The 19,326-nt window shown below is 58.1% G+C and carries 15 protein-coding genes, 2 pseudogenes and 1 riboswitch; of the genes and pseudogenes, 6 read left to right on the top strand and 11 right to left on the bottom strand.

Annotation, left to right across the window (positions count from 1 at the left end):
- Window positions 1–32: 32 nt before the first annotated feature.
- Both eno and zapE read left to right on the top strand, forming a co-directional pair.
- A complete protein-coding gene (eno, locus tag LDJ84_RS10385) occupies window positions 33–1,316 on the top strand; it encodes a phosphopyruvate hydratase (protein ID WP_034076279.1) in 1,284 nt (427 codons plus the stop codon).
- A 54-nt stretch (window positions 1,317–1,370) separates the two neighbouring features.
- Window positions 1,371–2,453 (top strand): cell division protein ZapE, encoded by a 1,083-nt coding sequence (gene zapE, locus LDJ84_RS10380; RefSeq protein ID WP_034076277.1) that lies wholly within the window; start codon window positions 1,371–1,373, stop codon window positions 2,451–2,453.
- A gap of 18 nt (window positions 2,454–2,471) precedes the next feature.
- On the opposite strand, the gene LDJ84_RS10375 is transcribed toward zapE, so the two are convergent.
- The 8 genes from LDJ84_RS10375 to LDJ84_RS10340 all read right to left on the bottom strand — a co-directional run bounded on the left by LDJ84_RS10375 (window position 2,472) and on the right by LDJ84_RS10340 (window position 8,752).
- A complete protein-coding gene (locus LDJ84_RS10375; protein WP_058343387.1) occupies window positions 2,472–3,086 on the bottom strand; it encodes a histidine phosphatase family protein in 615 nt (204 codons plus the stop codon).
- A 21-nt stretch (window positions 3,087–3,107) separates the two neighbouring features.
- Window positions 3,108–3,578: an HAD family hydrolase gene (locus LDJ84_RS10370; protein WP_034076273.1), complete on the bottom strand. Its 471-nt coding sequence runs from the start codon at window positions 3,576–3,578 to the stop codon at window positions 3,108–3,110.
- A gap of 20 nt (window positions 3,579–3,598) precedes the next feature.
- Complete coding sequence (locus LDJ84_RS10365) at window positions 3,599–4,018, bottom strand: universal stress protein (protein WP_034076266.1); 420 nt, start codon at window positions 4,016–4,018, stop codon at window positions 3,599–3,601.
- A 3-nt stretch (window positions 4,019–4,021) separates the two neighbouring features.
- Window positions 4,022–5,266, bottom strand: coding sequence for a cation:proton antiporter (locus tag LDJ84_RS10360; RefSeq protein ID WP_034076264.1), 1,245 nt, complete (start codon window positions 5,264–5,266; stop codon window positions 4,022–4,024).
- Window positions 5,259–5,606 (bottom strand): DUF190 domain-containing protein, encoded by a 348-nt coding sequence (locus LDJ84_RS10355; protein ID WP_034076262.1) that lies wholly within the window; start codon window positions 5,604–5,606, stop codon window positions 5,259–5,261. The genes LDJ84_RS10360 and LDJ84_RS10355 overlap by 8 nt, the downstream gene beginning before the upstream one ends.
- Before the next feature lie 143 nt (window positions 5,607–5,749).
- Window positions 5,750–5,812: riboswitch (Fluoride riboswitch) on the bottom strand.
- Between the two features lie 2 nt (window positions 5,813–5,814).
- Window positions 5,815–6,780 carry an inovirus-type Gp2 protein gene (locus tag LDJ84_RS10350; RefSeq protein ID WP_226046297.1) on the bottom strand — a complete coding sequence of 322 codons (966 nt, stop codon included), beginning with the start codon at window positions 6,778–6,780 and terminating at the stop codon, window positions 5,815–5,817.
- A gap of 328 nt (window positions 6,781–7,108) precedes the next feature.
- Window positions 7,109–7,315 carry a helix-turn-helix transcriptional regulator gene (locus LDJ84_RS10345; RefSeq protein WP_034076322.1) on the bottom strand — a complete coding sequence of 69 codons (207 nt, stop codon included), beginning with the start codon at window positions 7,313–7,315 and terminating at the stop codon, window positions 7,109–7,111.
- 66 nt (window positions 7,316–7,381) lie between these two features.
- The gene (locus LDJ84_RS10340) at window positions 7,382–8,752 is read right to left on the bottom strand and encodes a hypothetical protein (RefSeq protein WP_157763316.1); all 1,371 of its coding nucleotides are present in this window, start codon (window positions 8,750–8,752) and stop codon (window positions 7,382–7,384) included.
- Between the two features lie 187 nt (window positions 8,753–8,939).
- Between LDJ84_RS10340 and LDJ84_RS10335 the strand changes: the two genes are divergently transcribed.
- Complete coding sequence (locus LDJ84_RS10335; RefSeq protein ID WP_146219698.1) at window positions 8,940–9,617, top strand: hypothetical protein; 678 nt, start codon at window positions 8,940–8,942, stop codon at window positions 9,615–9,617.
- A gap of 469 nt (window positions 9,618–10,086) precedes the next feature.
- Here the strand turns inward: LDJ84_RS10335 and LDJ84_RS10330 are convergent.
- From LDJ84_RS10330 to LDJ84_RS10320, 3 genes and pseudogenes are all read right to left on the bottom strand, one after another.
- A pseudogene (locus LDJ84_RS10330) lies at window positions 10,087–10,447 on the bottom strand (transposase); the annotation flags it as partial.
- A gap of 12 nt (window positions 10,448–10,459) precedes the next feature.
- Window positions 10,460–10,678: pseudogene (locus LDJ84_RS10325) on the bottom strand (transposase); the annotation flags it as partial.
- A gap of 622 nt (window positions 10,679–11,300) precedes the next feature.
- Window positions 11,301–11,648 carry a hypothetical protein gene (locus LDJ84_RS10320; RefSeq protein WP_034076256.1) on the bottom strand — a complete coding sequence of 116 codons (348 nt, stop codon included), beginning with the start codon at window positions 11,646–11,648 and terminating at the stop codon, window positions 11,301–11,303.
- Between the two features lie 515 nt (window positions 11,649–12,163).
- On the opposite strand from LDJ84_RS10320, the gene LDJ84_RS10315 reads away from it, so the two are divergent.
- Genes LDJ84_RS10315 through LDJ84_RS10305 form a run of 3 tightly spaced genes read left to right on the top strand, consistent with a single transcriptional unit; the run spans window position 12,164 to window position 19,326 of the window.
- Window positions 12,164–13,507, top strand: a complete 1,344-nt coding sequence (locus LDJ84_RS10315) for an SrfA family protein (RefSeq protein WP_071557648.1) — start codon at window positions 12,164–12,166, stop codon at window positions 13,505–13,507.
- A gap of 12 nt (window positions 13,508–13,519) precedes the next feature.
- Window positions 13,520–16,639 (top strand): virulence factor SrfB, encoded by a 3,120-nt coding sequence (locus LDJ84_RS10310; protein WP_034076252.1) that lies wholly within the window; start codon window positions 13,520–13,522, stop codon window positions 16,637–16,639.
- On the top strand, window positions 16,636–19,326 hold the full coding sequence (locus LDJ84_RS10305) for a putative virulence factor (RefSeq protein WP_034076250.1): 2,691 nt from the start codon (window positions 16,636–16,638) through the stop codon (window positions 19,324–19,326). The genes LDJ84_RS10310 and LDJ84_RS10305 overlap by 4 nt, the downstream gene beginning before the upstream one ends.

The following is a 19,326-nucleotide window of genomic DNA, read 5'->3' as shown; positions in this document are numbered from 1 at the left end:
CTGGCGCATTTGAGCGAAAGAAGGAGATCGGTATGGCCGTATTCATCAAGCAGGTAGTAGCCCGGGAAATCCTCGACTCAAGAGGCAACCCGACAGTCGAAGTGGACGTGACCCTCGAGGACGGTTTCCAGGGGCGAGCCTCGGTGCCTTCAGGGGCGTCAACGGGTAAGCATGAAGCCGTTGAACTGCGTGATTGCGACCCGGCGCGTTATGGCGGCAAGGGCGTGCTGGACGCCGTGCACAATGTCGCCAGCGAAATCGCCCCGCTACTGAAGGGCCATGACGCCTGCGACCAGACCGCTATCGATTTGGCCATGCTGCAGTGCGATGGCACGCCGAACAAGTCGCGCCTGGGCAGCAACGCCATCCTCGGCGTCAGCCTGGCGGTGGCCCGCGCGGCGGCGGCGGCCACCGGCCTGCCGCTGTTCCGCTACCTCGGCGGGGAGCAGGCCACGCGCATGCCGGTGCCCATGTTCAACGTGCTCAACGGTGGCGTGCACGCCCACTGGCAAGGCACGGACTTCCAGGAGTTCATGATCGTCCCTTCCGGCGCCGGCAGCTTCCACGAGGCGCTGCGCTGGGGCGGGGAAATCTACCGCCACTTGCGTACCCTGCTGGAGGCCAAGGGCTTCTCCACCTCGGTGGGCGACGAAGGCGGCTTTGCGCCACCGTTGAAGTACAACGCCGATGCCCTCGACCTCCTGATGAAGGCCATCGAGGCCGCCGGCTACCGTCCGGGCGAGGAAGTCCAGCTCGCCCTGGATCCGGCGCCCAGCGCACTCTACGAAAACGGCTTCTACCGCCTGCACAGCGAAGGCCGGCTTCTGGATGCCGACGAGATGATCGGCCTGTATGCCGACTGGGTGGAGCGCTACCCCATTGTGGTGCTGGAGGACGGCCTTGCCGAGGACGACTGGGAGGGATGGAAGCGCCTGACCGCGGCGCTCGGCCAACGCATCGAGCTGGTTGGCGACGACCTCTTCGTGACCAGCGCCGAACGCATCCGCCGCGGCATCCTCGAGAACACCGCCAACGCGGTGCTGATCAAGCCGAACCAGATCGGCACCCTCAGCGAGACCCGTACCACGGTACTCCTAGCCCACAACAACGGCTGGGGCGCGATGGTGTCGCACCGCAGCGGCGAAACCGTCGACAGCTTCATCGCCGATCTCACCGTGGCCTTCGGCACCGGGCATCTCAAGGCCGGCGCCCCCTGCCGCGGCGAGCGGGTGGAGAAATACAACCAACTACTGCGCATCGAGGAAATCCTCGGTGGCACCGCGCACTATGCTGGCTACCAGGCTTTCGTGCATTGACCTGGCGGAGGGCGCCAGGCGCCCTCCGTCCCCCCATTGAGCCAGAGGTGAAGCATGACTGCCGCCGACCGCCAGGCCATCCCTGAATCCGTATCAGAACGAATTCTCCGACACTTTCGGGTGGCCCTGGAGGAGCGCGGCTACCTCGCCGATTCGCAGCAGCAAAACGCCGTCGAGCACCTTGCCAACTGGCTGGAGCACTTCCTCCACGGACACCATGGCTGGTTTCACAAGCCAACGGCGGGCATCTACCTGTGGGGGGACGTAGGACGCGGCAAGAGCTTTGTGATGGATGCTTTCTTTGCCGCCGCACCCTTGCAGGACAAGCGCCGCGTCCATTTCCATGCCTTTCTGGAGGAAGTGCAGATGCGCCTGCAGGCTTTCGCTGGCCAGTCCGATCCCCTGGAAAAGGTTACTAGGGGCATTGCAGAGGAAACACGCTTGCTGTGCTTCGACGAGTTCCACGTCCATGATATCGGCGACGCCATGCTGCTCGGGCCGACGCTGCAGCAACTGGTGGATGCGGGGGTTGGTTTGGTCTGCACGTCCAACTACCCGCCGTCCGCACTGTGCACGGACCCATTGTACGGAGAGCGCATTCGCCCCGTAGTCGAACTGATCGAGAAGCGCTTCGAGGTTTTGGCGCTGGACAATGGTGAAGACTACCGGCAGCGACTGACACCGCTGGACCGTTGGGGCAGCTACCTCTGGCCGGCCTCATCCGTCGACCTGGGACTTCTGCGCAAGCGGTTCGAACTGGGATCGCAGACGATCTTCGACCAAGTGCTGCAGGTCAACTACCACCCACTACGGGTGCGGGCGCAGGACGGCGACCACGCATGGCTGGACTTCGATGAACTGTTTGAGCATCCACACTCGGCGGCCGACTATCTATGGCTGATCGAACGCTTTCCGTACATGGCGGTGAGCGGCTTGGGGCCATTGCGCGACTGCCCTGATGATGTCGGCAAGCGCTTCCTGAACTTCATCGACATCGCCTATGACCGACACCTCAAGTTGCAGCTCTACGCCAGCGTAGCGTTGGAGCAACTGGCCGCCGGCGACACCCTGCTGGATTTCGAGCGCACCCTCAGCCGCCTCCGGCAGTTGACCCTGGTGCCGCTGGCGGCTGACTGAGCGAACGGTCTTACCTGCTCAGACGCCAGCCAGGTGCCCGCTCTCGTTGAGCCTGTGCAGGGTGAAGACGGTGCCCTCGACGACGATTTCGTTGAGGCAGCAGGGCTCTTGCTTCAGCCGCCAATAGCGCGACAGTGGCAGGCCTAGCGCCTGCAGCAGCAATACGCGGTTGATGCTGTCGTGGCCAACCAGGACTAGGGTCTTGCCGACATGACGATGCAGGACTTCACGCAGTACGTTCGTCCCCCGCGCGAGCACGTCAGCCAGGCTTTCGCCGCCGGGGATGGCGGCCAAGTCGGGCGCTTCCAGCCACGTGCGGTGTTCGTCCGGCCAGCGCTGGCGGACCTCCTCGTGAGTCAGACCCTGCCACTGCCCGTAGTCGGTGTCAGCAAGCCCATCGAGGACCTGCGTCGGCGCGCCAGTGGCACGTGCGATCGCAGCGCCGGTATCGACGCAGCGCGACAGGGGGCTGGTGTAGATCGCTTCCGGTTGCCAGGTCTCTGCGATGCGCTGCGCCACAGCTAGCACCTGGCGCTTGCCCAGATCGGAAAGTGGCAGTTCGGCGCGTCCGCGGAAGCGCTCCGGGGCTATCCAATCGACATGGCCGTGACGGGTCAGAATGATTTGAGTCATGCTTTCTCTCTTGACTGAGGTTCAGCAACGCAGGCTGGTGATGATGCGCTGCGGGTGGGTCAACATATCCAGGGCGCTGAGTATGTCTAGCGCGACCAAGTCAGCCGCACCGAGGGCTATCGACGATGCTCCCTCCGGACCAATGACGGCAATCCCCAGAGCCGATTTCTGCAACATGTGCCGATCGTTGCTGCCGTTTCCAATGGCCACCACGCCATTCATGCCCAGCGTGCGCAGATAGTCTTCCTTGAAGATCGCCTGATCGTCGTCGGAGAGCACCAGCAAGTTGACATCCAGCGCAGCGAGCTCCGCCTCTGCGGTGCCAAGCGGGTCGCCAGTAACCACATGCAAAGCCAGAGTGCGGCCAAGGATCTCCAAGCGCCGCGCTACACCGTCTATCAGGCGACCATCCACCGCCAGGGTGCCGTTGTAGTCGCAGATCAGATGCTTCAGCCTAAGACTCCCCACTCCCGGGATATCGATCGCCAGCATATTCAGGCTCCTTTAGCGGGTCAGCCGCGAATGACGGTAACGGCGCAGGGGGCGTGGTCGATGACCTGCCGGGCCACCGAGCCCAGCAGCCAGCGCTCGAAACCGGAATGGCCACGATGACCAATCACGATATGGTCGATGGCGTGCTCCTCCGCATAACGCACTATTTGCTCCGCGGGACGGCCGACCGAGACATGTGTCGTCGGCCGATCCTCCGGAGCCATCCTCCGGTAACCAAGCATGTTGAAGGCATGATGAAAGTGCGCGCGCGAGCGTTCGATCACTGCCTCGGTCTCCACCTCGTCACCGAACTCCGGCGGCTGCGCCACCGAGAGAATGTGCAGACTGGCGCCAAAACGCTCGGCCAGGTCGTGGGCGAAGTTCAGGGCCAGCTCCGCTGCCGTGGAAGCGTCATAGGCCACCAGAATGTGCTTGATCATGGTTCACCTCCTTTGCGCCGCATCCGAGCGCAAGTCGTCGTGCCGCGCAGATTGCCTGACCTCCGCCGGCGGACCGGCGGCCTCCTCCTCGGGAGCGTTCCTGGGCAACAGATGCCGGGGCAGGAAGAAGGCATTGGCGATCAGCGTCGGTACCACGGCGCTACCGATCACAGCCGCCACCAGCGCTGAGTACTGCCCCTGGTCGATCAGCCCATGGGACAGGCCGAACAACGCCGAGATGGTGCCGAAGGTCAGTCCGGTGGACATCAGCAGGGTGGTGTAGGCGCCTTCCCGACGTGGCGAGCCGTAGTACAGGCAGGTGGGGTACACGCCCACCAGCTTGGTGAGCATTTTCACCAGCAAGAGCAACACGAAAGCCGCGGGTGCGGCGGCCAGTGCCGGCAACGACACCAGCGAGCCAGCGCGGATGAAGTAAAAGGGTGTCAGCAGGCCGAAGGTCAGGGTGCGCAGGCGGCGAATCAACGCGTGGTCCTTGCCTACGGTGCCGGCCAGGACCATGCCGATCAGATACGCCGGCAACACTGCCTCGCTGTCCGCCCACGTGGCCGCCGCGCCCAGGCCGAACAGGCAGAGCATGAGGAACTTGGCTTCCAGTTCCGAAGGGCGGCCACCGAAGCGGCGGAAAAAGCGCGGGGTGATCCACGGCAGCAGCAGCGCAGCCAGGGCCAGGATACCGGCGAAACCAATGGTCTTCAGGGTGAAGGGGGCGAAGATCAGCCCCAGGGCGATCACCGTGGCCAGGTCGTTGACGAAGCAGGCCGCCAGCACGATTTTCCCGTATTCGCTGGTGTTCAGCCCCAATTCCAGCATCACCGCATAGACCACCGCCACCGAAGTGGTAGACATGGCGATACCCGCCAGCCAGCTGGCCTGCGGGTTCCAGCCCAGGCCCCAGCGCGCGAGTGCCGCACAACCGAGGAAGGGCACGATGAAGCCGACCAGGCCGATGACCGTTGCCTGCTTCCAGTGAGTGCGGAACACCTTCGGGTCCAGTTCGGCACCGGCCAGGAAGGTCAGCAGAATGGCCCCGGCACCTGACAGGAACTTGATCCAGCTGGCATCGCCCTGCAGCACTGCCATTCCCAGCAGCGCACCGATGATCAACTGGGCAATGGTCCCGACGACGATCTCCGACAGGGCCGTAGCGATGCGCAAGAAGATCGACACCAGCGTCGCCAGCAGCGCCAGTCCCAACCACAGGGCTGCCTGAGCCCATATCTCAGTCATGGCGGCCTCCGCTTGCGGCTTCGTCGTCCTCACCCAGTACGCCGAACTCGATGGGGGTCTTCACGTACACCAGCTTCAGGTGTTCGTCAGCCAGACGGGTGAAGATCCGCTGCATTTCCTCCTCGGTGACCACCATCACCACTTCCAGCGGTTGATCGGCCAGTTCGAAGAAATGCGCGGCATGCATTCTGTGGTGATGGCCAAAGCCTTCTTTGGCGGCCAGCAGGGTGGCGCCGTGCACACCCAGGCGCAGCGCCTCGGCCATAAGCCATTCGGCGATGGGCTTGTGGTGGACCGTGCGGTCCTGCTGGGTGAAGAAGGTCAGTTGGTAGCCCTTCATGACATCCCCGTACCGCGAGGAAGTACGAGGCAGAAGGCTCAAAGGCAGACCCTGGGAGCGAGGTGAGGTGTGGTTTCATGGCAGCTGTCCATAGGTCATTCGTGGACAGCGCATACAAAAATGCCTACGCCGCCCAGATAGGGTTGTGCGTAGGCATCATCAGCCGGAAGGCGGTTATGAGGAGGAATGCCATCTCCTTCCTAAGACGTTAGCAAAGAGCGCGAAAAATGCACTGAAAGATACGACCGATACGAAGCCCCCTGGCGCCTGCAGGCCTCACCCGTAGCGATTGGCCATCCTCGATCAAGTAGTGGCAGGCCTCGATGATGTTCTGCCTACCAGTTGCATCGTCGCGCTGGAACATCCCTACCCCGCAGCGCTCCTTATACAACCGCTTCTTGTGGTTGCAGCTGTGGAAGTACCCCCAACCCTCGGTAATCCTCTTCCACAGATCACCAATAGCGTCAGCCTTGGCATAGTCACTGCGGACTTTCCGGCCATCGAAGAAGAAGGCGGCATGGATGTGGTAGCCCATGTCCTCCCCTTGCTCCACGGCGCAGATGTAGCCTATCTCGTGCTGGAAGACCGGATCGTACTCCCTCGCCCGGATCAGCCTATCCAGGTCCTCGAAGACGTCCTCTACCTTCAGGCGAGCACGCGCTGCTTCCCGGTAGTACAGGTCCACCCTCACCACCACTGTACGAGAGCGGCTATCCATCACCCGCTCTACGTATTCAGTGACTGCTTGCCGATTGCGTTTCTCCCGGCAAACACGGTCATGCTTCCCACGCTTGAACCACTTGGTCTGCACATGCTCCCGGATCCTCTCCACGAGCCAGTTGTAGGTCTGGGCCTCTGACAGGAGCCCTCCCTCGCTCTCGTCCATGCACGTCATCCCGAACATCCCGAACTCAATGCCGATGTCGTAGCACGCTTCCTTGAACGCGATCAGGTGTTCACTCAGGGCATACGTCTCGTCATGCACCAGGTGATACATCTGCCGAATGTGATCGAAATACCGAGAGAGCCTGGTCCTCTTGATGACTTCATCCCCCTGTGCGTCGTAGCTGATCCTGAATGCAGGACCATCGTGACGGATCACTGCATTCACGAGTCGTTCGATCTGGATAGCGATGTCGGATTGGGAGAGGTGTTTTGCTGTTTGATTGATCATGGTGTGTACCTGGTTGTTGGAAGACATACCAAGTACGGAGTGGGTATTTTTAAACTGGTGAGGTGGGTAGCTAGGTGTCTGGTATCTAGGTGGAGTGGGAGAGAGGATACATAGTTAGAGAGAGTTAGTAGCTATATCAATAAACCCCACGACCCTATTTGCAAAACACCAAGCGCCATCGAGCATCTAGACGAAGAACACCAAGCGTAGCCGGAAGAAATAACAGAACAGGACACTGGGAGTTATCTGAGAAATAGCACCAGCCTAAGCAGACGGCAGAGCTACCCGATGACCAGGGCTCCCTGGTCATCGGGTAGCTCTATCGGCATCAATGTTTACCTGCAACCTGGACTTTCTCATCACGCTCAGCGATCCGATCAAGGATCCACTCGTGCACTTCGCTCTCCAACCAGCGAACGCAACGCTCCCCCACAGATAAAGGAAGCGGGAACGTGCCGAGAGCGATGTATTTATAGATGGTCGAGCGAGCAAGACTGGTGAGATCCATGACCTCTTTTAAACTGATGATCCTCATGGACATGGACGGTGCTCCTGTATTGGTCCAGAGGATGGGTAGAGGTTTTATAAAATAACTCTAGATCTAACCCTCCATAGTCGAAGCCAACAAGCCGGCCGACCTTCGGATGTCTATAGGAATATCCGACTCACGCTCAAACTCCGCCAAATACACATCTCCACTCTCGACCTCTGTAAACCAGTAACATCCCTGACCTATCTCAGCAGAAAGCTTAACCAATACAGCCAGGTATCGATAACCAACATTCAGATCTGCAGGAGCAATTAAAAATCGCTGCCCAGAAAGGTCAACCCCATTCAAATCTGAGAATCGCCTTCTGCAATCCATAGAAAACTCAATCACCACTCGGATAAAGAACCTCAGAACCTCCTGCTCATCTAGAGGCTCTTTAGTCTTTGAACTGACCATGGGCTCTCGAAAAAAAGTTACGATCCTCTTATCCAACTCCATTAGTCGACTAGCCTTATATGCCCCCTGGGTAGTACTCAACACATCCCAATGCAACGACAAGAAATCTCTCGCACAGTTACACAGGAAAAACTCAATCTGCTCCAGAGCATGCCTGGGCAAGCGCAGTATCAAATCAACAACCTCCAAAGGAGTTGTAGGCTTTAGAGCAGGATGTTTCCGAACATTATCTACATCCAGCCAAATACCTTGACTAGGGCCAAACTCATCATCGGAGTCCGGCTTTTGATGCAGCAAAACAGAGGTACAGTCCTTTGACGGGGATATTTGCTGGTGATTGAGGTTAAGAATATAAATGCTCTTAAGCTTTTCTGAGAAAACCGGACTGGCGATACCAGGCACATGCCTTCTGATGAAGCCAAGTTCGACAAGCCTTCTCAATCGTTGAGGAAGGCTCGGGAACGGCAACCCAACCAGTGCGCACAACTCAGCCCGTCCTAGATCACTAACAACGCCGAACTCATCGGATCGACTCAACAAGACAGCCAGCAGCAGACGGTTCGCCAGACTAAGCTTCCCAGCCCGGCTTAAAGGATCGGTATCTATACCATTCCCAGCATCAGGTTTATTTTTAATACCCAGAAGCGCGCTTTGGCCTGGAAACCTTACCATCTCAGCCTTTATGCTTTCTGCAGTGATGACATACTTAGCCAATTCTAGGTTGCTATTAGTGATAGAGCCTTCTGCTATCTCGTATTTTTTTACGCAGGCCTGATTAATCTCAAAAATCCGCTTCGGCCGCCCTCTGCGGGTAGCATCCTGGTGAGTCCTCAGCAGTGACACCTCTACTAACTCTGCCAGCGCCTTCGAGACATCCCGCAAGGGAAGCACCAGTTGCCTAGCTAGGTCTTCAATGGAGACAGGCTCTGGCGTCCTTCCACGGAAGTGCAAGGCTAGCGCTAGCAGGAGAAATTTTGCCTCTGGCCCAATGTGACGGAGCTTTCGGGTAAGAAGATCGGCGAACACAGGGAGACCTCGTATTTATCATACGTAAATATACCCTATACAATCTAAATTTTCATCACGGCTAACGTCACGAGTGACAAGAGTATAAATTACGACTAACATCACGATTGACGAGAGATTATCATCACGACTAACGTTACGAGTGATGATTTTAAAATAGAAAATATCTATCAAATCGGCAGAGACGATGAAAGCCCCCACCACTCTGAAAAAATGGTTTCTTAGCAACAAAAGCGACTGGGAATGGATGTATGGATACTTAAATCGCAACATGGAACCTAGAGCGATTCGGCACATCAACCTCACAACCGGCCCTCACAACGAGCCAAGCTATGCGTGGGTAGAGAATGCAATTAGTTATCTTGATAAGTCAGGAGACATTGCCTTTGCTGGCCGTCTTAAAGGTGCACTTCGACAACACCGACATACCTCAGCAACTCCAGGAAGAAAACACCAATCCTTCTCCATTCCAAAAAACCTGAACAGACGCTTCCAAGAGATTGCAAAAAACAAGAAAGTCAGCATGAACGAGCTATTTATAGACGCTCTAGAAGATTTAATAAAAACAACGACAAAGCACAACGAAGTCGAGAAAAAACTAAACGAAGCAATAAAGCACGAAAAAGAAAGAGCTAATCAAGTCATAAAAACCTCAAAGATAGAACTCGAAGCAGCCATTGCGCACATAAAAACCTTAGCCGAACAACTTTCCAAATGGGAACTATCCATGGGCTCTCACGACCCAGAATACGATGGAGACAAAGAAACCTTAGACGCGGCCACAAAGAAAATAACCAAAGCAATAGAGGATGATTTAAAAAAATTAAGAGCAAGGAATAACCTAATAACGCCGCGAGAAAGCTAAATCACCACCTCACAGCTTTGCTAGCTTTACAGAAAAGTGTTGAAGTGGACGGCCAACCCACTACACACGCCAACCAAACCGTTCATGAACATTAAACCTTACAAACAAAGATATCGCCAAATGCTCACATGCAATCGAAAAACAACCTCAAGGAAATTATTCGCTTAAATAGAAATTGACACACCATTGACAGCTATACTCACGACGCGATCAATCAGGATCGTATTCATACCCCAGAGAGAATTCCAACAACACTACAGCACCCGCTTGATCGCCACCGCCAGAACACTCAGCTAAGTTCTAGGGATGGCCTGAATTAGCCATGAATTTCTGGCCAACTTCAGCGCCTGCCGATTTTGAAAGCGATCAAAAGCAATCCTATCAGCCGCTCATCCTGGTGTTTTAGCCGCCGCGAGCACTCCGTAACCATCATCATCCGTACTACAGGCGCACCCTTCTGCGCCGGCCGTAAACTTCGGTGGGCCATCCACAGATTCGAGTGGACAAACAGCATCACTATTTGCGAGGCATTCCTGGCCAACTCTCGGAAGCGCTCCTTGATAACCGAACTGTCGTTTGACCACGCGGACCGCATGCCCAGCCTTCGTTCATACCTGAACCTTGGCTTTCTCAATATTGCGCGGTGCTTTGTATAAGACACTGCGCTTGCAATGCGTCTTGGAGGTGCTGCGCCGAACCGCGATCTGCCAGATAACCTTCCGCCTGGCATGTTCTTCCCGCCTCTCGAGCCCGGTATAATCGGCATCGGCGCACACCACGCCTTCCTCGTCGTGCAGAAGTTTTTCTACCTGGGTGATGCCCACGGCATTCTCACTGACCGCCTCCATGGTCTTCTTGCCCAGAATCCGTTGCAGTTTGCGAGTCTGCGTGAGGGCATCGGCCAGCTCGGAAGCAGGTACCACCGTTTCACCAGCACTGACCACCGTGAGGCCTTCATCCTGGTAGAGCTTGCGCCAATGGAGCAGTTGGTTAGGATTGATGCCGTTGCGCCGGGCCACCACCGAGACGCTTTGCCCAGGTTCCAGGCTCTCGCGCACCATGGCCAGTTTCTCCTCGACGCTCCAGCGGCGACGCCGCTCCTAGCCGAGCACTTCGATGCTTTTGTCTTTGCTGGTAGTCATAAACATAGTCGTTTGCCTATCCCTTATGGTAAGGGGGGGGGAAACGGTGTCCTGTGTTTCAAGGGGCTCGTTCAAGGCAGTACCGAATGACACTGGCCTCACTATCGAGCTGCACCTACCGCAATTGTCCAAACGAATCGATTTCACGCTGACCCGCGCGGGCAACCTCACTCCTGACAAGATCGTGATCTTCAAGTGGGAAGACCAGTCAGCCTGCTGCGCCGACGAGGGTAGCGACGGGGTGTCAACTGCCACGGTGACGGCTCGGCATTCGTCGGGGCCGGCACTCATGAGGATTACATGGACTCAACCAGCCCGACCTGCATCGCTGGCAAACCAGAGAGCCTGCTACCTCAATACTTTCCAACAAACATCCAGGGCTGAAATGACGGGGCTACGCCCCGCCTCATTGTCTACGCAGGCCTGCCATCCTATCTGACTCGCCGCGCGCCCTTCCTGCCCCAGGCGACGGCAGCGTAGCTGCGAAATGCGGCAAGCGAGAGAGGGAGTGCATGCCAGCTAACTCATCGATCCTTGAAGGTCAGCTGCAGTTTCGCAGGGGCACAAAATCGAAGTCCTTCGGTTTTGCCCAACCGAAGACCTTGCCGGCCCCTGCTTCTGGGTCAGCTTCGTTATAGTCCGGCGTGGTCACCAACTGGATATAGCCGTTCGATTCGGCGCCAACAGTGAAGGAGCTAAAGGATTTGAGAACGAACTGCACACCATTACCGTCAGGTTGTCCGAGGATGACGATCTGTTGCTTGAACTTCAGGCTACCATCCGAACCAACAACGTGCTTGGGGTAAACACATTGGCCTACGTTGCTATCGGCGAAGGCCAGGCTCGATCCAAGTGACGTGAGGGCAAGTGCGAAGATTAGCTTCTTCATATCGTTCCTTGATGAAAGTTGGAAGCCTCAAAGAATATCACCGAGATATCATTTTGACACTTCGCTTGAAGTAGGCCAGAGCCAACCTGAATCAAGGGTTCCACGTTCCTGTCAATTCCACCATCGACCTTCGATGGCTGCTCCATGCCCATTTCTCTCTTTTTGATAGCCAATTGCTCCAGGGGGAGCATGACAGCCGTTACCCGAACTCTCTGCCATGGGTAGCCCGCTCAACCCACCATCTGATGCAGATCAGTACCAGCTTTTGCCGACATACCGTGCTCGAAGCTATGGACAATGACGCTATAGCTTCACAGCCAACGCTGCTGCCTTCGAAACCCATGAAAAAAGCGGTACAGAACAATTCTGTCGTCGAGCGGATTACGCAAGCATGCTTTCCAAAGCTCGGCAAGCTAAGTGCTTGAAATTGACGACGATGGTGTTTTGCCATTACTGTTCGCGTCCTAGCGCATTTTCGCGCTCCATGGACTGATATAGCGGCAAGGGACTGAAACATGCACGGCGCACTGCTTCGTACTGGCAAAAGTGACGACTTCATTGCCATGGGGGAGACCGGGCAACCGGTGTACAAAGCAGCCCTGCAGATCATCGCTGCCCTCAGCCGGAAATCTCCCGAACTGGCCAAGTTCCTGGCCATTCCGAAAAGCAACGAACAAGGCAATTTGATCGATTGGTACAGCCCTGTCGCGGGAGATGTCATCCCCTGGAGCTCAGCCAGCGATTCGGAACGCGATGCCGCCCGCGCCAAGCTGATCAAATTTCGTCAGGCTATCCGAGACATGAGCCAATCTCTGGTGCAGTCGGGCCAGGGTGATAAGGTCATATTCGGCAAGCTGCTCGGGCTGGTTCCACATAGCCCGGATGAAAGCTATCTGTATCTGGTGGAAGGCTCTCGGGTGAATGCAGAAGGCTTGCGCGAACCGCTCAGCCAGCCGGTTCTGAGCTTCTGGGGCTTTGTGAACAACGAGGCCGACCGTCACCGCGATCCCTTGTATTTCCTGACACCACGCTCAGCGTCTTCGGTGCCCAACGTGCTCCCCACCCTCGAGAGCACGCCATCATCGACTTCGGCCACACCAGCAACTCCTCCATCAGACGTATTGGTCAGGCCCTGGTGGCGACGTTTCTGGTGGCTCTGGCCTTTGCTGCTGATAGCGCTGGCGTTGCTGATGCTCGGCCTATTGCGCGGCTGTACTCCCCACGCAGAGTTCGGTCTGGGCAGCGCGTCACTTCCCCAGCCGAGCCTGGACAGCACGAGTCGCGTACCTCCCGGAGCGAACCTAAACGCAGGTTTGCAGGGTACAGCCCCAAGTGTCCCAGGCAATACGACTCAGCCGCCAGAGGCAGTTTCTCATGCCTCGCAGCCGGCAGTGCAGGAAAAGACCGCGCCAGGCAAAGACGTGTCTGGTACAGAACCGAGCACCGTGCCTAACAATAAATCCAGCCCGGGAAACACACCGCCTGTGGCGTCCGAGCCGTTGAATATCCCCCCTCAGGCAGCGGATGGTCCTGCGGACTTCCTCAATGGCAATTACCGCGCAGGCGCCGGCATCCTGGATGCCAAGACGGCCAAACCACTGCGTCTGGAATACGCCTTCGAAAAGGGCAAGGGTAACGTCACCATTCGGCGTCCAGACGGTGTTTCCTGTACGGGCGGGGTCAGCGCGGCAATGAGCGGAGGCAATCTTGGCATCGACAGTCAAGACCAAGCCACCTGCACTGACGGTAGTAGTTATGACATGCCTCAGGTGACCTGCAAACCAGACGCACAGAGCATTGCCGACTGCCAGGGTGCTTACGGCGAGAACCGATTTCCCATGACCATGCGGCGCGAATAAAGGCTGGACCTCATGCTGCCAGAGCTCACGCAATTTGAAGAAACCGTCCACTTGGTAAACGACAGCGGTATCCAGTTCATGGATTTCGCCGTTCAACTGGACCTGCGCAACGAACCGGCCGGGCGCTTCGCCAGGATGGGTAATACCCTGATTGCTCGCCTACTGCAGAATCAGGAAACCAAGCAATATTTCCACTTGGGACCGGTGGGCGGGGAGCGCCAGGGCGGGGCTCAGGAGCGCCTTATCACCGAGGTCGACGAAGAAGACCTGGCCCTGAGCATGCAGGCCAGCCTAACCCTTCTCGATGGCCTGTGGCTGCCTGCGCCTTTCTTCCGCTTCCTGCCGCCAGAACGCTATGACGAGGGCCCCAGTAACTGGGCGCGCATGCGCCTGGTCAAGCTTGAGCAGCCTGATCTGGATGGCAATACTCACCGTTTGACCCTGGCCTTTGACACGCGCGCAATGGTTATCGGCGATGGCATGCAGTACTTGGCCCCGACGCGCGACGACATCAACGCAGGCTCTTCTTTCCGCCTGGCCTGCCATGTTCGCCAGACACGTTGGTTCCTGGATCAGAAGTGGGTGCAGGACTGGCTGCTGGAAATCTACCGCGAGGGCAACCGCCACCGACCAAGCGAGGATGTCGAGGAAGAAGTCGCTGAGCAACGTCACATCGGCCACTACCTCAATCTGCTAAGTCTGATGGCCCGCCCCATTCCCGAACAGCGCAGCAGCGAGCCTGCACGTATCGAGGTGCCGGAGATCAAGCTGATTGCCAATGGTGTGGATTCCATCGATCCACCTATCCCAGTCGATCTGGTACTGGACGTAGGCAACTCTCGTACCTGCGGCATTCTCATCGAAAATCATGGCCAATCCGGCGACGGCCTGAAGTACAACTACGTACTACAGATCCGCGATTTGTCACAACCCGAGCAGGTCTGCAACCAACCGTTCGAGAGCCGTATCGAGTTTGCCCAGGCCTCCTTTGGCAAGGAGAACTTCTCGGTGCAAAGCGGGCGCCACGATGCTTTCCAGTGGCCTACCATCGCTCGCATAGGCGTCGAGGCCGGCCGCCTTTCCGGGCGCCGCCGCGGCACCGAAGGCTCGACGGGTCTATCCAGCCCCAAGCGCTATCTCTGGGATGAGAACGCCTACTCTCACGGTTGGCGCTTCAATAGCGCCTACGTACAAACCGACAGCGAACCCAAAGCCACCGCGGCCCCCTTTTCCCACAAGATCACCAAGCTGGGCCAAGCTTTTTACAAGCTCAAGAACGAGGACGATCGCCTCCCAGCGTTCTCCCCACAGTACTCGCGCAGTTCGCTGATGACCTTCATGCTCGCCGAGGTGCTGACCCAGGCCCTGCTGCAGATCAACAGCCCAGCGCAACGCACACGCATGGGCCATACCCAGCGTCCGCGACAGCTATCAAGTATCACCCTGACAGTGCCGCCGGGCATGCCCCAGGTCGAGCGCAGCATCCTCAACGACCGCCTGCTGCAAGCCATCGCCCTGGTCTGGAAGTGCATGGGCTGGCACGAAGGCGACCTGGACCCAACCAAGGCCAAGGGCCAGAATTCGCCCGTTCCCAAACCCCGTGTCCCCCTGCCGCGAGTCAAAGTCGAGTGGGACGAGGCCACCTGCGGCCAACTGGTATATCTCTACACCGAGATCCGCGAGAACTTCGCCGGCCATCCCCAGGAATTCTTCGACACGCTGGCACGCCCGGATAAACGAGCCAGGGAACAGATCACCCTGGCAAGCATCGATATCGGCGGCGGCACAACCGATCTGGTGATCACCGACTACCGCCTGGAGCGCGGCACGGAAAACACTGCCGGCAGCAACGTTTCAATCATTCCCGAACAACGCTTCCGCGACAGCTTCAAGGTAGCCGGCGACGACATCTTGCTGGATATCATCCAGCGCTTCGTCCTACCGGACATGGAGCGGGCGCTGAAGTCCTTCGGCGTTGCGTCGCCGCGCTCACTGATGTCCCGTCTTAGCGGCGATGAAAGCACCAGTGCCCAGGACGCCATACTTCGTCAGCAACTGAACCTGCAGGTGTATACACCTCTAGGCCTGTATTTGCTCAAGGCCTACGAGGCCTATGACCCCGAGCTGATCAGCCCGGTGCATGAATACAGCTTCGGTGAGCTGCTAGGTGAGGCAGCAATCAGCGAGCGTATCTGTGAGTACGTGGCCAGCGGTGTGCGCCGAGTCGACGGCGGAGCCGATGGTTTCGATCTACGTCAGGTGCGCCTGCGCGTCGATCTTGCAGCCATTCACCAGAGCTTCCTCAAGAGTCAGATCAACCTGACCAAGATCCTCGACGCTCTATGCGAGATAGTGTTCCAGTACCCCTGCGATGCGCTCCTGCTCACTGGGCGCCCGTCACGCCTGCCAGGTGTGCAGGCCTACATCCGCCGCAAAGTACCACTGCCGCCTGGGCGAATTGTCCCCATGAACGGCTATCGCACCGGCGGCTGGTATCCCTTCCATCGTAATGGCGAGATCGACGATCCCAAAAGCACCGCCGCCGTCGGCGCGATGCTCTGCCTGCTTAGCGAGCAGCGCAAGGTTTCCAACTTCTACTTCGGCGTGAACCGCCTGAAACCCTATTCCACCATGCGCCACGTCGGCAAGCTGGATGAGAATAACCTGGTCATCGATCACGACATGCTCTACCGGGATGTGATCAAGACCGATCCACACACCGGCAACGAATACCTCGAACTGCATCCGCCGCAGGTGGACGGGCCACAGTTACGCGTGCTCGGCAAAACCCGTCTGGGCTATCGCCAACTCACGGCCCAACGCTGGGCAGCAGCCCCGCTGTACCTGATCGAACTGACCGAGCGTGGTACCCGCAAGTTGGTCGGCAAGCCCACCACCGACGGACTCGAAGCCTGTCTGATGCTGCGCTTCCGCGTCGAAGAAGCCGATGCTGACCGGGGCGACGCGGAAATCATCGCGGAAAAACTGGTAATCGACGAGAACATCGAAAGCAACGTCAAGGATCAATCCTTCGACCGTAAAGACGTGAGGCTACAGCTGTACACCATGCTGAGCGCCGAAGGCGGAGCCTCAAACTACTGGCTCGACAGCGGGAGTGTGTGTCCGAAATGAGCAATTTGACCCCCGATCAAATCGCGCTCGGCCATGCCTGGTCGTCGGTACATGAAGGTGCAGGCATGGCGCTGGACTGGCTGGCAGACGTCGCCGGCAAGGTCAACGAGGTCGCAGCCAAGGCTGACTCGCTCCAGCGCGACCTGCACCGCGCGCGGAACCTTTCACGCAGCCTCGGACGCGCCGCGGGGACGCCCATGAGCATGGGCTTCTTCGGTCTGTCCCAGGCAGGTAAAAGCTATTTGATCTCGGCGTTGGCCGCAGACTGCGACGGTCGCCTGGAAACCCAGCTCGGCCACCAGCGCTTGGACTTCATCAAACATGTGAACCCGGTCGGTGGCGGCAAGGAAGCCACCGGCCTGGTGACTCGCTTCACCCGCCGAGCCGAGCCCAGCCCGGACCCACTGTTCCCGGTGGAGGTCCGCCTGTTTCGTGAGATCGAGATTGCCATCATCCTGGCCAACGCTTGGTTCGAGGACTTCGACCACCAACGCCTGAACAGCCAAATCAATGAGGCTCAGATCGAGGCGCTGCTGCAGAGCTTCAACGATGGCGACTCCACCGTACCGGGAGTGAGCGGCGACGACGTGGTGGCCCTCTGGGACTATCTGGAGCGCAATTACCCGAATTCCGTACGCCCGTTGGCTAACCACTACTGGCCCAGGGTTCTGCACCTGGCACCGAAGCTCTCTGTGTCTGAACGTGCTCGACTGTTCTCCCCCTTGTGGGGCAACACCGGGTCCATGACCAAGACTTACGAGCAACTCGCCGGAGCCCTGCATCGCCTAGGTCTGGCGGAAACGCTCTTTGCCCCCCTGAGCGCGCTGGTCATCGAGCGCGACGGGCAAATGGTGCAGAGCAACAGCATCATCAACGTCGACATTCTCAGCCGCCTGGGTAACCCCAACGATGGCCGACTGGAAGTGCGCCCATGCGTGGCCGGTGAGCTATATCCCCCAGTATTGATCAACATGGCAGAACTGGCCTCGTTGACCAGCGAACTGATCTTCCGGCTGATCAACGAACCCGCCAAGGCCATCGTCAACACGGTCGACCTGCTGGACTTCCCCGGCTATCGCAGCCGGCAGAAACTGCTGGATATCAACGACGCTGCCGAGATCGGCAGCGATGGCCAACGCAACAATCCAGTGGCCCGTCTGCTGTTGCGTGGCAAGGTCGCCTACCTGTTCGAACGCTATACCAACGAGCAGGAAATGAATGCCCTGGTGATGTGCACCAGCACCTACAAGCAAAGTGAGGTGGTCAGCGTCGGCCCAGTATTGAGGGCCTGGATCAACAAGACTCAAGGCGATACCCCGCAGCGCCGGGAACAGCGCGATGCCGGGCTTTTCTGGGCACTGACCATGTGCGACGGCTTCATCCTTAACGCCCTCAACGGCGATGCCGTGCAGTACCCGGACGCCTGCGACAACATGCTCAAGCTGACCATGATCGAGCGTTTCGGCAACGAAGAATGGATGCAGCAATGGGGCTCACGGCCTTTCTGCAATACCTATCTCGTGCGCAAACCACGTTTTCGCACCCCCTTTATCGAGCTTGCCGAGGATAGCCGGGAAATAGGATTCAACGCCGCCAACAAGACGGCTCTCGATCAGTTGGCAACGACCTTCGATGCAAGCGAACTGGTCAAGCGACATGTCGCCGAGCCCCTGGCCGCCTGGCAAGCCATGCTGACGCTCAACGATGGCGGCATGAGCCGCTTCAGCGACTCACTGGCATCGGTAGCACGCCTGGACTTCAAGCTGGAGCGGATCCGCGAGCAACTCGAAGACCTGCTGACCAGCCTGCTTCCACGGTTGGAGGAATTCTACGAGGCGGGCGGCGAAGACGAACGCGCCAAGAAGAAGTTGGTGGCCAACATGATCGCCAAGCCCTTCGCCACAACCAAGAACGGCAAGTATGTGTTGGGCGAATTGCTGGCCTACATGGCGCTGCCGGAAACGCAACTGCGCGAACTCTATCTGAGCGGCGACTTCGACGCTCCCGCCGACTCGGCCTCTAAGACCGGCGAAACAACCAGCAGCTCAGCTCCGGAAATCGAATACGACATATGGGGCGAAGTCAGCTCAGTTCCCCAAGAAAGCACTCCCGCAGCCGCGGTGCCTGAATACCAGAGTCACGAACACCGCTTTGCCCGTGCCGCCTTCGACCTCTGGGCGAACCACCTGCGCATGCTGAGCCGTCGTCAGCACTTGTTGGATCTGCTTGAGCTGCCAGCGGATGCCATTACCCTACTGGCCAATGAAATGGTGGTCTGCGCTGAGCGCCTAGAACTCCCCAGACAGCTCAGTCAGGCCCTGCTCAAACGCGCCCAGAGCGGCGTCCGTCGCGAGAGCCTGGTGCAGCGACAAGTTCTGACGACGCAGTTGGTGCTCAACGACTTCGCAGCCTGGTTCGGTCATATGTCGCAACCATTGGAGCAACGCCCGGGCGGTCTGCTAGGCAGCAAGCTGCCACTGTTCGCCTTCTACCAGCAGGCCATGCCAGGGCGCTTCCCCGATCTGCCGGCCCAAGCTACCGACCAAAGCGTGATCTTCGCCAACGACTGGATTTCCGGGGTCGCCATCCACACTCAGCACAACGCTGGTCACCGCAAGGGCAAGGAAATCACCCCCGAGCAGAACGAAGCGCTGGGTCGAGTCATCCAGGCCTTCAAAGCGAGATAA

The organism is Pseudomonas sp. HS-18 (assembly GCF_020401845.1).
Classification (GTDB): Bacteria; Pseudomonadota; Gammaproteobacteria; order Pseudomonadales; family Pseudomonadaceae; genus Pseudomonas; species Pseudomonas nitroreducens.
This window is presented reverse-complemented; position numbering and strand designations above follow the sequence as displayed.

Coding starts and splice junctions, on each gene's coding strand:
- eno (WP_034076279.1), top strand. CDS start 33: ATGGCCGTATTCATCAAGCAGGTAGTAGCCCGGGAAATCCTCGACTCA.
- zapE (WP_034076277.1), top strand. CDS start 1,371: ATGACTGCCGCCGACCGCCAGGCCATCCCTGAATCCGTATCAGAACGA.
- LDJ84_RS10375 (WP_058343387.1), bottom strand. CDS start 3,086: ATGACTCAAATCATTCTGACCCGTCACGGCCATGTCGATTGGATAGCC.
- LDJ84_RS10370 (WP_034076273.1), bottom strand. CDS start 3,578: ATGCTGGCGATCGATATCCCGGGAGTGGGGAGTCTTAGGCTGAAGCAT.
- LDJ84_RS10365 (WP_034076266.1), bottom strand. CDS start 4,018: ATGATCAAGCACATTCTGGTGGCCTATGACGCTTCCACGGCAGCGGAG.
- LDJ84_RS10360 (WP_034076264.1), bottom strand. CDS start 5,266: ATGACTGAGATATGGGCTCAGGCAGCCCTGTGGTTGGGACTGGCGCTG.
- LDJ84_RS10355 (WP_034076262.1), bottom strand. CDS start 5,606: ATGAAGGGCTACCAACTGACCTTCTTCACCCAGCAGGACCGCACGGTC.
- LDJ84_RS10350 (WP_226046297.1), bottom strand. CDS start 6,780: ATGATCAATCAAACAGCAAAACACCTCTCCCAATCCGACATCGCTATC.
- LDJ84_RS10345 (WP_034076322.1), bottom strand. CDS start 7,315: ATGAGGATCATCAGTTTAAAAGAGGTCATGGATCTCACCAGTCTTGCT.
- LDJ84_RS10335 (WP_146219698.1), top strand. CDS start 8,940: ATGAAAGCCCCCACCACTCTGAAAAAATGGTTTCTTAGCAACAAAAGC.
- LDJ84_RS10320 (WP_034076256.1), bottom strand. CDS start 11,648: ATGAAGAAGCTAATCTTCGCACTTGCCCTCACGTCACTTGGATCGAGC.
- LDJ84_RS10315 (WP_071557648.1), top strand. CDS start 12,164: ATGCACGGCGCACTGCTTCGTACTGGCAAAAGTGACGACTTCATTGCC.
- LDJ84_RS10310 (WP_034076252.1), top strand. CDS start 13,520: ATGCTGCCAGAGCTCACGCAATTTGAAGAAACCGTCCACTTGGTAAAC.
- LDJ84_RS10305 (WP_034076250.1), top strand. CDS start 16,636: ATGAGCAATTTGACCCCCGATCAAATCGCGCTCGGCCATGCCTGGTCG.